Source organism: Pseudoalteromonas sp. S2721, from assembly GCF_005887425.1.
In the GTDB taxonomy this organism is placed as follows: domain Bacteria; phylum Pseudomonadota; class Gammaproteobacteria; order Enterobacterales; family Alteromonadaceae; genus Pseudoalteromonas; species Pseudoalteromonas simplex.
In genome coordinates this window covers 20,871-36,715 of sequence record NZ_PNCZ01000031.1, presented here as the reverse complement: position 1 = coordinate 36,715, position 15,845 = coordinate 20,871, and the positions used below count along the sequence as shown (strand labels likewise).

Here is a 15,845-nt window from a genome sequence, read left to right as displayed (position 1 = left end):
TTGGTTAAGAAATATAAGGGTATCGGGTGGTTAACCTAGGTCCGCTGTTTGGCGAATTAAAAACGTGTTTACGCAAAGATCAATTCATCTTCAAAAAACGCCTTCATGGCATCAAAAAAATCAACGATGAAACTAAGCAAGCGAGCATAGCGCAAAAAATAGCTGAAGATATTAGCCGTTCGCAGCAATTGCGCGAGCAACGTTTGACTGCCTTACCTAAAGTGACCTACCCAGAGCAACTTCCTGTTAGCCAAAAGAAAGATGATATTAAACAGGCGATTGCCAATAACCAAGTGGTGATCATTGCCGGTGAAACAGGTTCTGGTAAAACGACGCAGATCCCAAAAATGTGTTTAGAGCTTGGCCGCGGTGTTGATGGATACATTGGCCACACGCAGCCTCGTCGACTCGCGGCTCGAAGTGTCGCGAATCGTATTGCAGAAGAAATGCAATGCGAGCTAGGTCAACAAGTGGGCTTTAAAATTCGCTTTAGTGACCAAGTTTCTGACAATAGCTACATTAAATTGATGACAGACGGTATTCTGTTGGCTGAAATTCAACAAGACAGATACCTAAACCAGTACGATACCATCATCATCGATGAAGCCCACGAACGTAGTCTGAATATCGATTTCATCTTAGGCTATTTAAAAAATTTACTGCCAAAACGTCCTGACTTAAAAGTTATTATTACCTCAGCAACAATTGACCCTGAGCGCTTTTCTAAACATTTTGACGATGCACCCATCATTGAAGTATCAGGTCGTACTTTCCCAGTAGAGGTTCGTTACAGACCAACCACTGAAATCAATAAAGACGAGATGGAAGCGGATGGTGACCAATTACAGGGTATTTTTGATGCCGTTGATGAGTTGTGTGATGAAGGTCCCGGCGATATTCTAATTTTCATGAACGGTGAACGAGAAATTCGTGATACCGCCGATGCGTTATCAAAGCGAAACCTCAAAGGCACCGATGTTTTACCGCTATATTCGCGTTTATCAAACGCTGAACAGAACCGAATTTTTGCGCCGCATAGCCGCCGTCATATTATTTTAGCCACCAACGTGGCTGAAACATCACTAACGGTGCCGGGTATTCGCTATGTTATCGACCCAGGTACCGCGCGTATCAGCCGTTATAGCTATCGTACCAAGGTACAACGATTACCGATTGAGCCAATTTCACAAGCTAGTGCCAATCAGCGAAAAGGCCGCTGTGGTCGTATTGAAGCGGGTATTTGTATTCGTTTATATAGCGAAGAAGACTTTAATTCGCGTCCAGAGTTTACTGATCCTGAAATTTTACGCACCAACTTAGCCTCTGTTATTTTGCAAATGCTTGGTTTAGGGCTTGGCGACATGCAACAGTTCCCGTTCGTGCAAGCGCCAGATAGCCGAAATATTAACGATGGTTTAACGCTACTTGAAGAACTCGAAGCCATTAAGCCAGCTAAACGTCATAAAAAGACTGAGCTTACTAAATCAGGCAGAAGCTTAAGCCGTTTACCGGTTGATCCTCGGTTAGCGAAAATGGTGCTGACTGCCGATGGCTTAGGTGCACTGCGTGAAGTGATCATTATTGTTGCGGCATTGTCGATTCAAGATCCAAGAGAGCGACCACAAGAAAAACGCGGTGCAGCGGATGAAAAGCACGGCCGTTTTGACGATCCAGATTCAGACTTTATCGCCTTTTTAAATTTATGGAATTACCTTGAAGAGCAGCAATCTGAATTGAGCAATAGCCAATTTAGAAAGTTATGCCAAAAAGACTTTTTAGCCTATATGCGTATTCGCGAATGGCAAGATATTGTTTATCAGCTATCAACGGTGTGTAATGAAATGGGCATGAAGGCCACTACCAATGTTGCTGATAGCGAACGAATCCATCAATCTTTATTGAGCGGTATGCTAAGTCATATTGGTTTTAAAGATGAAAAACAAATTTATAAAGGCGCACGCAACAGCCAGTTTCATATTTTTCCAGGCTCAGGATTATTTAAAAAGAGCCCGAAATGGATTATGTCGGCTGAGCTTGTTGAAACCAGCAAACTTTATGCGCGGATCAACGCACGCATAGACCTAAAATGGGTTGAAGGCTTTGCACAGCATTTAGTAAAGCGCAGCTACAGCGAACCGCATTGGGAGAAAAAGCCGGGTGCAGTTATCGCGTTTGAACAGCAAACCCTGTATGGCCTATTAATTGTTAATAAGCGCCGCTGTGTTTATAGCAATATTGATCCAAAAGTAAGTCGCGAGTTGTTTATTCGCTCGGCGTTGGTAGAGCAAGAGCTGGGTCAAAATGAAGGGTTTTTACACTATAACCAAGAGTTAATTGAAGATATTCAGGTTCTTGAAAATAAATCTCGCCGCCGTGATATCTTGGTTGATGAACAAACCTTATTTGAATTCTACGACAAGAAAATTCCGCAAGATGTAAATAATCGTGCTGCGTTTAATAAGTGGTGGAAGGGACAAAAACAAAAAGATAAGCGCTTTTTGCACATGTCTCGAGAAGAATTAATGCAGCATGGTGCCGATCATGTCACCGAGTTCGATTACCCAGATACATGGCAGCAAGAGAACTTGTTATTACCACTGGCTTATCATTTTGATCCAGGCCAAGCCGTTGATGGTGTTGCGGTACAAATTCCGGTAGCACTGTTAAACCAAGTGCAAGAAACTGGCTTTGATTGGCATATTCCTGCATTTAGACATGAATTAATTTGTGCGCTTATCAAGTCGCTACCAAAAACGATCCGTCGCAACTTTGTGCCTGCGCCAAACTACGCCGATGCGGTACTTGCTGCAATCGAGCCGATGCAAGGCAACTTAATTGATGCAATTAGCACGCGCTTATTACGTATGACAGGTGTGCGTGTTGAGCCAGATGCATGGGATTTATCAACCCTTGCTCCGCATTTACGCTTACAGTTTGAAGTACGCGATGAACACGATAAGTTACTCGCTCGCGGTTTAAATTTATCTAAACTAAAAGCTCAGTTACAAGGTAAGGTAACGGATACCTTATCGAAAGTAGCCGACAAGGGCATAGAGAAAGCTGATTTGACCGAGTGGAGTTTTGGTGAGTTACCAAGTTCTTACGTGAAAAAGCAAGGTCAATACGAAATCAAAGCGTTTCCAGCGCTGGTGGATAAAAAAGACTCAGCAGCGGTTGAGTTATTTGATAATGAACACAAAGCTCAGCAGGCGCACCAACAAGGTTTACGTCGCTTAGTGTTATTAAATGTGCCATCACCGATTAAGTATTTACAGCAAAATTTACCGAATAAATCTAAATTAGGTTTGTACTTTAATCCGTTTGGTAAGGTCAATGACTTAATTGATGACTGTATCGCTGCAGCCGTCGATAGCCTACTAACTAAATATGGCAACATCCGCACTGCAGATGCGTTTGTAAAAGCGAAAGAGCAAATTCGTGGTGAGCTTGGTGACACGGTGGTTGAGATTGCCACCCAAGTAGAGCAAGTGCTAAGTATTGCACATGGCTTAAATAAACGGATGAAAGGACGCGTTGATCTAACCATGATAACAGCGCACGGTGATATTAAATCACAGTTACAAAGCTTAGTGTTCAAAGGCTTTGTTAGCCAGCATGGGGCAGCAAAGATGACGGATTTAATTCGTTACTTAAAAGCCATTGAACGCCGCTTAGAAAAGCTACCTGTTGACCCTAACCGCGATAGGTTGTGTGTACTTGAGCTTGAAAAAGTAGCCGAGCAATATCAAAAACTAGCGAACAAAATCCCTAAGGGAATGCCAATTCCTGAAGAGATCAGTGCGATATTTTGGATGCAACAGGAGTTACGTGTTTCTTTATTTGCACAAACACTAGGGACACCTTATCCTGTATCTGCTAAACGTGTTTTAAACGCAATTAAAGAATCTGAGTTATAATACTAAGGAATGAGCAATGGAGGTGTCACCTCCTTGCTTGACGCTAAAACACAGATGCTAAAAGGAGGTTATGTGGGCATTGAAAAGGAAAGACCAATCTCAGTTCCTGAACGGGCGGTAAATCGACCGCGACCAACTATTTTGGTCGTCGATGATGAATATTTTAATTTTGAAATGCTCAAAGCAAGCCTTGGAAATGAGTTTTCGTTAAGTTATGCAAATTCAGGCGCATCGTGTTTAACGTCTGCCATTGCGGAGCCACCAGATGCTATACTGCTCGATGTTTGTATGCCAGGCTTAGATGGTTATGATACGTGCCGCTTACTAAAAAACACCCCAGAAACAGCGCAAATTCCTGTTGTCATGGTGTCTGGTCTTGAAACCGAGCTTGAACAAAAAGCGGGGTTTGATGCCGGTTGCGACGCCTATGTAGTGAAGCCTTTTTCTGTTAAAACATTAATAGAAAAAATAAAAACACTGGTATAGGAGGCCATATGTTTCATGAGGAGAAACGCGATTTTCGCCGCATGCAAATTCATACCCCTGCAAAACTGATCCCATTAGATGCAGTTAATGGCGAAGAAATTCAGGTTACGTGTACTGATTTAAGTGCAACAGGGCTGGCAATACACCTTGATGAAGTCTTAGAAATTGGTAGTCTTTATCGGGTGCTAATTGCTTCGACTAGCACGGCGATTACTTCATTTGATGCAACAGCCCGTGTAATTCGGGCAACCAAGGAGCAAGATGGCTCCTTGAGTGCCGGGTTAGAAATTGTAAGTTTTAATTAGTAAACCTTACAGATCAGGCCTTTCAGATAAAAGCCTTCTGGGTAGCTGCCAGCAATCGGGTGGTCGGCAGCTTGATTTAGTCGTTCCATGATCAACAAGTCTTTACCTGCATCAAGGGCTGCATCCGCAACCACTTTTTGAAATAAATTTTGTTCCATTAATCCAGAGCACGAGAAGGTAAGTAAAGTGCCACCTGGTTTTAAGATTTGCATCGCAATCATATTAATATCTTTATAACCACGGCAGGCACCGGTTAACTGCGCTTTGTTGTCAGCAAATTTTGGTGGATCCATAACAATAGTATCAAATTGCACACCTTCATCACGGTATTGGCGCAACAACTTAAAAACATCTTGTTTTACGAAATCAACTTTCGATAAATCAAGGTTGTTATGCTCAACGTTACGCTTTGCTGTATCGAGCGCTGGCTGTGATACATCAACGTTAGTCACGTGCTTACAACCACCACGCAAAGCATATAGCGAGAATGTACCTGTGTAGCTAAAGCAGTTTAATACCGTTTTGTCTTTAACAAAGCGCTCAAGGGCTGCACGGCTATCACGTTGGTCTAAGTAAAAGCCAGTTTTGTGGCCTTCTAGAATGTCTACTTCGAGTTTTAAGCCATTTTCTTCAATGATGACTGGCTCAATTGGTTCCTTGCCCCAAAGTATTCCCTTGATTGGCTCAAGGCCTTCTTTAGTGCGTACATCAACGTCTGAACGTTCATAAATATCGCAGCCCGGAAAAATAGTCATTAATGCAGCAACAATTTCACCTTTATGGCGCTCTGCACCGGCACTAAGTAGTTGGCACACCAATACATTATCAAATTTATCGATAGTGATGCCTGGCAAGTAGTCAGACTCAGCAGCGCTTAAACGAAAACCCGTTAAACCGCCTTCGCTGATCACCTGTTCACGCGCAGCATAGGCACGGCGTAAACGTTTTTCAAAAAATGCTTGGTCAATTACTTCGTTTTGATCGAAGCTCCATACGCGAGCGCGAATTTGCGATTGCGGGCTGTAAGCTGCAATGGCTAAAAACTTGCCGTCATTGTCATAGATAGTGACAGTATCACCTAGTCCTGGCTTACCTTTTACTTTTTTAATGGCTTTTGAGAACACCCATGGATGTTTTCTTTTTAATGATTTTTCTCGTCCAGCTTGCAGGTAAATAGCAGATGACATAGGGATTCTCGCGTCAAACAAAAGGGGGCATAGTTTAATGAAGCACTGGCAAACATACAATGAATGTTTTGAACAAATCTAGCAACCACGCTAAAGTAAGCATAATTTCAATCAGTAAATGGTGATAGCCAGTATATGCAGCCAAAAATAGACTTTGCAGCGTTAGAAACTCAATGTCGAGACTTTATTTTGTCTTTACTCCATGCCGATGTCGCACACGATATTAGTCATATCGAACGAGTAGTGAGGGTTGCAAAACAATTGTGTATTGCCGAGCAGGCAGAAATGGGCGTGGTGTTACCCGCAGCTTGGTTACATGATTGTGTTGCGGTTGCAAAGAACCACCCTGATCGGGCAAAAGCATCGACCATGGCCGCAGACAAAGCGCTAAGTTTTTTAGCCTCAATTAATTATCCTGAGCAGTATTTTAGTGCTATCCATCATGCTATTGCTGCACATAGCTTTAGCGCCAATATAAAAATACAAAGTGTCGAAGCGCAAATTGTGCAAGATGCAGACCGAATGGATGCATTAGGCGCAATCGGGGTGAGCCGCTGCATGAAAGTAGGGGGCTCAATTGGTCGCTATCTGTACCATAAAGACGATCCATTTTGCTTAAACCGCGAACCGGACGATACAAAATATACCCTCGATCATTTTTTCATTAAGCTGTTACACATTAGTGAGAGTATGAACACGCCATCGGCAAAAGATGAAGCCAAACGACGTACAGATTACATGCTCGATTTTTTAGAGCAGTTAAAAACAGAAATAGGTGAGTAACATGGCTATTCCAGCTTTGTGTGGTGTTGATCATTGCCACTTAAATGTTGATGACTTAGCGGCTGCTGTAAAATGGTATCAACAAGTACTTGGTTTTAATGTGATACCGGAACTTGCATTTTGGGATGAGGGAAAAGGCCCTTTAACCTTAGAAGATCAAGCAAAAACAATTCGTTTGGCACTGTTTGAAGCTGACGGTAGAAGCAAAGGTATTGCTTTTGGCGCAAATGCAACACAGTTTTTAGCATGGCTTGAGCATCTAGCTCAGCTTGATATTAAAACTGTTGTTGCCGATCATGGTGTTACTTACTCAATGTACTTTAAAGATTGTGCTGGTAACAGCCATGAAATAACCTCTCATGATTATGAAGCTATAAAATCAGCTCTTACCTAAAGGTTTTAATAAATGCACTTTTCATAGTGTATTTTAACCTTCATGCCACTTCGCCTTATAAAAATCAAGCAATACATTTTTCACTATCCTTCATACGGCTTTTTCACTCATTTTTACGTTGTTATTAACTTTCAATTAGTTTCATTTCGATTCGTTGTTTTTCATTTTATGTTTTTTATTTGCGATTCTTTCGTTTTTGAACCTTAATTACTCGGTGGTTTATATTTTTTGGTTCTTTATTGCTACTAAAGGATAAGTCCACAGAATCTAGAAATTAAGTTTTATCACTTACAGGAGCTAGCATGAGAAAAATGACAATAAAATTGGCAGTAGTCGGTATGTTGAGTAGTTGGAGTGCCCAAGCTAATACGGTTGAAGACAGGGCCGCGTCGATTTGGTTTAACTTTAATGATGTAGGTCGCGGTAACACGATCATGCAGGATGTGTATGTGCCTAGCAATGGACTTACTAAGTACACCTACTATTCAGTGCTTAACTGGAATGCGGGCATGGAAGGTGGGGGCTATGCTGGCATACAAGATCACCCTGATGGGCGCAATTACATATTTTCCATATGGGATCCGCGCAGCTCTTCAAAGCCAATTGTAGCCCGCTATCTTGGTCATGGTACGGAATCTGAAAATTTTGGCGGTGAGGGTACAGGGCTAAAAACATGGAACTTTGATTTAGGGTGGCAAGCTAACCAATGGTATACCTTAGTGGCAAAGGCATGGCCGGTAGGTTCACATACTCATTTCGGCTATTGGGTGCATGATCAGGCTGCTGGAGAATGGTCGCACTTGGTGACCATGGATTACCCTGTAGCTGATGTACGTTTTGAAACGACAACAGGGTCATTTGTTGAAGATTGGTGGTATAGCGGCGAAAACGCGAGAACTGTGAGGCTCAAAAATGGCCATAAAAAGCTCGAAAATGGTAGCTGGATTGGCTTTGATTCTGCAAATTTTAGTGTTGTCCAACACCAACCAAAACGTAATTACGACAATAACTATGATGCAAGCGCAAACCCAAGTTATTTTACTATGACAACTGGCGGGACAACCTCACCTACGTTAAGTATTAGCAATCAAACCTGTACGGATGCATATGGTAACTTGACAGCGTTTTGCGGGAGAAATTCACTTTTTCCGTTAACAAGAAACAATGTAGCGGATACCCCCAATCAACCTAATATTGAGTTCACCATCACTGATGCCACTACGCGAAGCGTAAGTTGGCAAGTGCCGCAAACGAGCACCCCTCAATTTAGCTATTCTGTGATGATAAACAACGTACTCGTTGCATCAGCAAGCCAACCAGAAAAGCGCCAAGTAGATATTATTGCGAGTGAAAATGACAACGTTATCATTACCCTCGAAGATATTTTCGGTCGAACAGTTTCGCACTCAGCGACTGTCACGATTGATAATACGTCAGCACAACACTACCTGATCGACAGCGCCACATTGACGGTAAGTTCTAACTCGCAATCAGAGCCTTATCATGAATTGGCAAACGCATTTGATGGAGACAAAACCACGCTGTGGCACACCAGTTGGTCAACTCCACAAGTGCCTAGTTACCCTCACGATGTCATCATTGATCTTGGTAAACACTATGAGTTGTCAGAGCTTCATTATACGCCACGCGCTGTGGGCGAAAATGGATCAATTGCAGACTATGAAGTGTATGTAAGTCATGATGGTGTAACCTATGATGAATTAGTTGCTGCGGGTACTTGGGATGCCAGCAAACAAGGCAAAGTGGTTGCACTTAATAATACGCAAACGCGCTTTATAAAATTGGTTGGCTTGTCAGAAGTAAACGAGAATGTATGGGCTAGTGCGGCAGAGATTGAGCTATATCACACAGGAAAACTTGATAGTTCGAGCTTTGTTGTGAGTAGCGACTCGCAGGCAGAGCTTGGCGAAGAAATTATCTACGCCTTTGATAATAATCCAGCCACCATTTGGCACACGAATTGGTCTGGCAGCACAGTGCCTGAGTACCCTCACTCGGTTGATATAGACTTAGGTAACCCGCAAAGCTTTTCAAAAATTACCTATCTACCAAGAACCATTGGCGTAAACGGCACTATTGCAGACTATGAGGTGTATGTGAGTGACGATGGTATCAACTTTGGCTCACCCATCGCTGTTGGTACATGGGCTGCGAATACGCAAATCAAGCAAACACAGTTTGCACCTGTTACTGCACGGTATATTCGTTTAGTCGCACAAAGTGAAATTAATGGTCGCATTTGGGCAAGTGCAGCAGAGATTGCTGTTTATAAGTAATTGATACCATATAAGAGATAAGGGCTCAAAAGAGCCCTTATCCAACATTTTAATTTATGTTAACTCCTTGCAGAGTAAAGCTATATTCATACTCTGAGGCTGTCAGCGTGTATTCTGGCAGTGCTGTTGTATGCCAACTATTAACGCCGCCAACACCCATTTGCCCATAATCAATATTCAGTGAAACGAGTGGACGAGGCTGAAGTTCACCGGAATGTGTTTGGCTTCGTCGCATGCCGGGGTCTAGATCACTGATCCTGTAGTGTAAAGCACTCATACCAAAATGAGGTGCACCAGTAATTTTTAATCCTACACCTTGTTGATTGGTCAAGTGAAGCCAGCGTACTTGCGTTTTATAGCCACTTTCTTGCGGTCTGATGTAAGGGTGATATTGCTGTGACACTTTAGAGTGATATAAACCAACATGTGCTGCGGTATGTCGATCACGATAATTTTCCTGTGGTCCCCGGCCAAAGTAGGTAATATTGTTAAGCTCGGCAAATAATTCCAAGTTCATACCGACGCGAGGGATCATAGGCATATCTTGCATAGATGAACTGAACTTGTAATCGACCTTTACTTTGCCATCAGCTGTGATGATATAAATAAGATTTAATTTTCCAGAAACATCTGGCACATCAAACTCAGTGGTAACAACAACTTGGTTTTCAGCTTCTACTAAAGTGAATTTTGTACGCTGTTGACGGTCTGAGGCGTATTTCCAAACCCTTAACTTATCTTGCCAATTTCCGCCGAAGTCATTATCAGTAGGAGCGCGCCAAAAGTTGGCTCTGGCAGGTGTTTTAATTAATTCAACCTCGTTAAAGCGATAGCCTGTTAACTCTGCTCGCGCGTGATTAAATCTTACTACAAAGTTATTACCAATAATCTCGCTATCGGTAACGGTTCGATAAACATTAAGTTTTCTTAAATCAGTTTGTTGTTCTTTCGCACGTGCTGTTTGTACTAAAAATTGCTCTTTTGCGATTTCAAAACTTTTTCCTATTAGTGGCTCATCAAGCCGCGTCACTACACTTACATTCAAAAATACTTCATCATTGATTTCTTTTGGAATTGAATAGTTAAGCGTGAAGTTAGCGGATTGCTGTGGTGGTATTTCAAGTTTATTGATTCGGCCTTCTTTAAACACCTTACCATTGCTCATCAATTGCCAATTTAAACGGTAATGGTTGAGGTTTTTGAAAAAGTTTTCATTAAATACAGTTAACTCTTTGTCATTGAAAGAAAACAAAACAGATTGATGAACTTTTTTAATTTCATATAGAGCAGGTTCCGGTGTGCGATCAGGTAAAACAATACCATTTAAAAGAAAATTACCATCTGAAGGAGTGCCTGGAACACCAAAATCCCCACCGTAAGCATAGATAGTTTTGCCTTCAGAGGTGGTGGTTTGTATACCTTGATCAACCCAGTCCCAGATAAAGCCACCTTGTAACTTGTCGTACTTACGTATTTGATGCCAAAAGTCAGCAAAGTTACCCACACTATTGCCCATAGCATGCGCATACTCACTCATGATCATACTGCGCTCAGGGTTTGACTCTGCATACTCTTTTAGATATTGCGGAGTAGGGTATTGGGGTACATAGAGATCGGTATTCCATTCAAAAACAGCGCGTTCGTACTGGATAGGACGAGATGGGTCGCGAGATCTTACCCATTCATAACCATGATAAAAATTGTAGCCATTACCAGCTTCATTGCCAAGTGACCAAATAATTACTGAAGGATGGTTTTTTGAACGTTCGACCATGGCTGAAATTCGTGCAAGATGGGCTTTTTTCCAGTCGGGGTTATTTCCTAATGTGTGGCCCTTTGCCAAATTATAATACATGCCATGTGATTCAATATTGGCTTCATCAACCACATAAATGCCGTATTTATCGCATAATTCGTACCAGTAAGGATCGTTAGGATAGTGAGCGAGTCTCACGGCATTAATATTGAATTGCTTGAATAGTTTTATATCCAATTCCATGCTTTCTCGGGAAACGGCATGCCCTGTAATAGGGTCATGCTCATGCCGGTTGACCCCTTTGATCAAAATAGCTTGGCCGTTAATAAGCAGTTGGCCATTTTTAATTTCTGAGGTTCTAAAGCCAATCTTTTTCTTAACGTATTGACTTAACAGCTTCTTATTATCAAAAAGTGATATGCTTAATTCGTAAAGAGTGGGCGATTCAGCAGACCAGGCTTTTATATTTTTAAATTGTTTGTTGAATTGAACTGTTTGGCTGAGCTCTTTTTTGGCTAAAGTTTGCTGGGTTTCGAAAATGATTTCATGGTTAGGATTTTTGAGCTGAATTTGCAGTGTCTGCTCTTTATTTGATGGGCTTAAATCAACAGCAAGGTTTAGATTTCCATCTTTGTAGTTATTAACTAAGCCGGCATTTACAAACACATCTTCAATATAATCTTTAGGTGTATAGTACAGGTATACATCACGCTGAATGCCGGAGATCCGCCAAAAATCTTGAGCCTCTAAATAACTACCATCGCTCCAGCGAAACACCTGAACTGCCAGTGTATTTGACCCTGACTTTACATAATCAGAAATATCAAATTCTGCAGCGGTTTTACTTCCTTGGCTATAGCCTATCTTATGTCCATTTACCCAAAGGTAGAACGCTGATTTAACGGCGCCAAAATGTAGAATTACTCGCTTATCAGTCCACAGTTCATCTAAATTAAATGTTCTACGGTAATGGCCAATTGGGTTGTCGTGTTGTTGAATAAAAGGCGGGTTTTTCGCAAAAGCGTAGGGGTGGTTAACGTATATAGCACGATCATAACCTTGCAACTCCCAATTTCCTGGCACTTTGATTGTTGACCAATCACTATCATTAAAAGTAGGGCTCTCAAAGTCTTTCAATCTTGATGCGGGGTTCTTAGATAAATGAAAACGCCAGATACCATTTAAATTCAAATAGTTTTGCGCTTGATCTGGCGCTTGTAAATTTGCAACGGTATAGGGAAAAAAGCTTGCCCTAGCGGGTAATTTATTTATTCCGACAACTTTTGGATTTTCCCAATCATTGCTAAGTGCTGCAAAGGCACAGTTAGACCAAAGACAGACGATTAATATTCGTTTGATTAAACTAACACGGTTATTTATTAAGTTAATCATAAATTGATTTACCTTAATTTTGTTTCATAATATTTCAAATTAGATTATCAGTCTTTCAAAGTATTTCAAATTCACTTTGTTGTTTTATTTGTAAAAATTAAAAAGAATCATGTTGAAGTTGAAAGTCCAACTCTTGTCAGTCAAAAATGGCTGCTTCAGCTGATAATAGATTCAATTTTGTTACTTTATGCTTATCCTGCTTCTGGTGAGGTACCTTACTTACGTAGTTCCTTTTTCGAAGACTTTCGATTTAAGTCCAAATATTTTCCCTTTAGTTCCATATTGATTGAGTGTTGATTTTTAACTAGTTTTTTATCTAGCGATAAAAATGCGACTATTAAATTAAAAGAAAATGAAAGTTTTATTGTGTTTTCTATTGATTTTTTTCTTTCGAAAGGTGTAAATTAATTGTTATACATCTACAGATGTTCTTTCATGGAATAACTAATTCGGAGAAGTGCAATGGTAAATTACAATAAGAAATACCTAAGCTTGCTCATAGGTTCGATACTTTCGACCTCGTCAGCAGTCGCATTAGCGGCAAATGAGCAAGACCCACAACTAAAAGAGACTGACGATGATGCTGTTGAGGTAATTGAAGTTCGCGGTATTCGTAACAGTTTGAAAGAATCTTTATTTATTAAGCAAAACTCAATACAGGTTGTTGATGCAATTGTTGCTGAAGATATCGGTAAGTTCCCTGACCAAAACGTAGCCGAAGCATTACAACGCATTTCGGGTATTACGATTACGCGTAATGCCGGAGAAGGGCAAAATGTCACAGTGCGTGGTTTAGGTGGGGACTATAACATTACAACCATAAATGGCCGACGTATGGCTTCAGAGCATAGCAGCCGTGACTTTAATTACGACTTGATTGCAGCTGAGCTGTTAGGTGGCGTTGAAGTATATAAGTCTCCCGTTGCACACACTCAAGAAGGTGGAATTGGATCTGTTATCAATATCAAAACACGTAGACCGATGGATTTTGATGGCTTCACGGCATCAGGTTCTATAAAAGGTATTTACGAAGATCGAACCGAAGATGTAACACCTCAAGCTTCATTTCTATTAAGCGACACGTTTTTCGACGACACATTTGGTGCCCTTTTCACTGCAGTTTATTCTGAGCGAACTTTAAGGATCGACAGTTATGAAGGTGAAGGCTTTTGGAATGAAACAACGGAGTCAGATATTACGGTTCGCCAAGATGTGAATGGTGATGGGGCATTTGATCCGTTAGTTGATAACGAGTGGGGCTCAATCATACCGGGCTATATGCGTTATGGTAACCAAGAAGATACTCGTGAGCGTATTGGCGGAAGTTTAGCATTACAATGGATCCCGAACTCTGACTTTGAAATGAATTTTGATAGCATTTATTCATCATATAAAACGGATGCAACAGAGTCGCAAATTTCGTTTGTTACATATGATGAAAGTTGGACCGAAGGCATACCTGGCGTTAAAGATGTTGGTTTTAATGATGAGGGTTTAGTTAATAAAATGACTTTATTTGGTACTGGAGCGATGGCTGAAATACTTAATGTATCGTCGCCTCGAGTTACCGAAACGTATCAAGTTGGCGTGAATGCAAAATGGTTTGTTGCTGATAACTTTAGTGTTGCATTCGATGTTGCGCACTCGAGTTCAGAAAATAAAAATGATGGTCACAATAGATACATTGTAGCACGTGGTTTTGTTGATGAAATTATGCTAGATAAATCAGGTAATAACCTTTTACCTGATGTATCAATTTCTCCTAACTTAACTGCGAACTCTCCTTTTGGCGCCCACTACAGTTATAACAGTGGAACAGGTGTTAAAGATGTCGTAAATGAACTTCGTATTGACGCACAGTGGATGCCAAATGTTGATTGGATCAAATCAATCGATTTTGGTTTAAATATTGGCGATCAAACGAAGACCACAAATGTTAATTCGTCAGAAAATGCCAGTGCATTTAGTAATGCTGGAGCGCAACTTGATTCTGAACGTTATGATCACTTCAGCGTAGATTACTCATCAGTTGAAAATATTAACGGCTTTGACCTATTTAGACTCCCTGAAAGTGTGTTAATTGATGGTGACTTTGAGAACTTCTTTAAAGGTGAACCCGGTCAGCACCCTAATCCGTGGCCTCGTTTTGACTACGATGAGTTATTCGCATTTTATGAATCTATTAGTCCGGAAGCTGCTAATCAGTTAATTAAAGCGCTTCCGCGCCCTAAAGACTCATATGAAGTAAATGAGCAAACCAATGCAATTTACGCATCCGTGAATATAGAAGACAAAGTTTTTGGCTTTCCTTATGCTTTAAATTTAGGTGTTCGGGCTATTGAAACAACTGTAGGTAGCCAAGGTTATTCACTTAATTTAGACAAAGTTGTATTTGTTCCTGATAAACAAGGTAATCCAAGCTACGAAGGTAAAGTTGAAGATTATCAAGATATTGTGGAATTTGAGGATACGTATACGGATGTATTACCAAGTTTAAATCTAAAACTAAATTTAACAGATACTTTATTACTTAGAACAACAGCTTCAAAAGCAATTACTCGCCCAAGTATCCAATCACTCAAGGCTTGGAGTTACATCAACTTCAATAAAATGGAATATCACGCCTCAAATCCTGGACTCGAACCGCTTCGTGCTAATCAAGCAGATTTAGCTCTTGAGTGGTATTTTTCTGAGAATGGTGCACTCACTGCTGTTTATTTTTATAAAGATATCGAGTCATTTGTCATAAATGGTGAAAATGGATCAATAGATATCAATGGAGAAACCTTCAAAGTACAGTCATCTATCAATGGTGACGGTGGAGGTACCATTGAAGGTTATGAGATTGCCTATCAGCATGCCTTTACGGAATTACTTCCAGCGCCATTTAATAATTTAGGGGTACAACTTAACTACACCTATGTTGACTCAGGGTATGATCAGGTTCCTCAAGATCATCCTGAATACGACTTTAGAAGCCTTGGCCTTCCTTATCAAGGAATGTCCGAGCATTCTTATAACGCAGTCGTGTACTACGAGACGGATGACTTTCAATTACGCTTTGCCTATAACTGGCGCGATGAATATGTTGCAAATGCAGATGCATGGGGCGGCCCGCAGTGGGTTGCAGACTATGGCCAGTTAGACTTCAGTGCTAGTTACGATATTACTGAATCAATCAATTTAAATGTTTCAGGTAATAACTTAACCAATGAACGTGGCTGGCATTATATCTCTCGCTCTGATCAGGTTCATAAACTTGATAGTGCTGGGCGCCTATTTACCTTTGGGGTAAATGTCAGGTTTTAATAGCAGTAGATAAATTCAC

Annotated in this window: 9 protein-coding genes; 7 read left to right on the top strand and 2 right to left on the bottom strand. The window is 41.0% G+C overall.

All coding sequences use genetic code 11. From position 1 onward, the window contains the following. Positions 1-26 precede the first annotated feature (26 nt). From hrpA to CWC02_RS12960, 3 genes are all read left to right on the top strand, one after another. Complete coding sequence (gene hrpA, locus CWC02_RS12970; RefSeq protein WP_138618617.1) at positions 27-3,917, top strand: ATP-dependent RNA helicase HrpA; 3,891 nt, start codon at positions 27-29, stop codon at positions 3,915-3,917. A gap of 78 nt (positions 3,918-3,995) precedes the next feature. Further along, the gene (locus CWC02_RS12965) at positions 3,996-4,403 is read left to right on the top strand and encodes a response regulator (RefSeq protein WP_268795048.1); all 408 of its coding nucleotides are present in this window, start codon (positions 3,996-3,998) and stop codon (positions 4,401-4,403) included. A gap of 8 nt (positions 4,404-4,411) precedes the next feature. After that, a complete protein-coding gene (locus CWC02_RS12960) occupies positions 4,412-4,708 on the top strand; it encodes a PilZ domain-containing protein (RefSeq protein WP_054553663.1) in 297 nt (98 codons plus the stop codon). Here CWC02_RS12960 and CWC02_RS12955 read toward each other — a convergent pair. Continuing rightward, a complete protein-coding gene (locus CWC02_RS12955; RefSeq protein ID WP_138618615.1) occupies positions 4,705-5,895 on the bottom strand; it encodes a class I SAM-dependent methyltransferase in 1,191 nt (396 codons plus the stop codon). The two genes, CWC02_RS12960 and CWC02_RS12955, sit on opposite strands and share 4 nt — an antisense overlap. Positions 5,896-6,030: 135 nt before the next feature. Here CWC02_RS12955 and CWC02_RS12950 point away from each other — a divergent pair, with 135 nt between their 5' ends. The 3 genes from CWC02_RS12950 (at position 6,031) to CWC02_RS12940 (ending at position 9,369) form a co-directional block, all read left to right on the top strand. Further along, positions 6,031-6,678 carry an HD domain-containing protein gene (locus tag CWC02_RS12950; protein ID WP_138618613.1) on the top strand — a complete coding sequence of 216 codons (648 nt, stop codon included), beginning with the start codon at positions 6,031-6,033 and terminating at the stop codon, positions 6,676-6,678. Between the two features lies 1 nt (position 6,679). Further along, positions 6,680-7,072, top strand: coding sequence for a VOC family protein (locus tag CWC02_RS12945; RefSeq protein ID WP_138618611.1), 393 nt, complete (start codon positions 6,680-6,682; stop codon positions 7,070-7,072). A gap of 302 nt (positions 7,073-7,374) precedes the next feature. Continuing rightward, positions 7,375-9,369 carry a DUF3472 domain-containing protein gene (locus tag CWC02_RS12940; protein WP_138618609.1) on the top strand — a complete coding sequence of 665 codons (1,995 nt, stop codon included), beginning with the start codon at positions 7,375-7,377 and terminating at the stop codon, positions 9,367-9,369. A 49-nt stretch (positions 9,370-9,418) separates the two neighbouring features. Here the strand turns inward: CWC02_RS12940 and lacZ are convergent, their stop codons facing one another. Next, positions 9,419-12,517: a beta-galactosidase, LacZ type gene (gene lacZ / locus CWC02_RS12935; RefSeq protein WP_138618607.1), complete on the bottom strand. Its 3,099-nt coding sequence runs from the start codon at positions 12,515-12,517 to the stop codon at positions 9,419-9,421. A gap of 462 nt (positions 12,518-12,979) precedes the next feature. Here lacZ and CWC02_RS12930 point away from each other — a divergent pair, with 462 nt between their 5' ends. After that, entirely contained in the window at positions 12,980-15,826 is a 2,847-nt protein-coding gene (locus CWC02_RS12930) for a TonB-dependent receptor (protein WP_138602118.1), read from the top strand. The last annotated feature ends 19 nt before the right edge of the window (positions 15,827-15,845 follow it).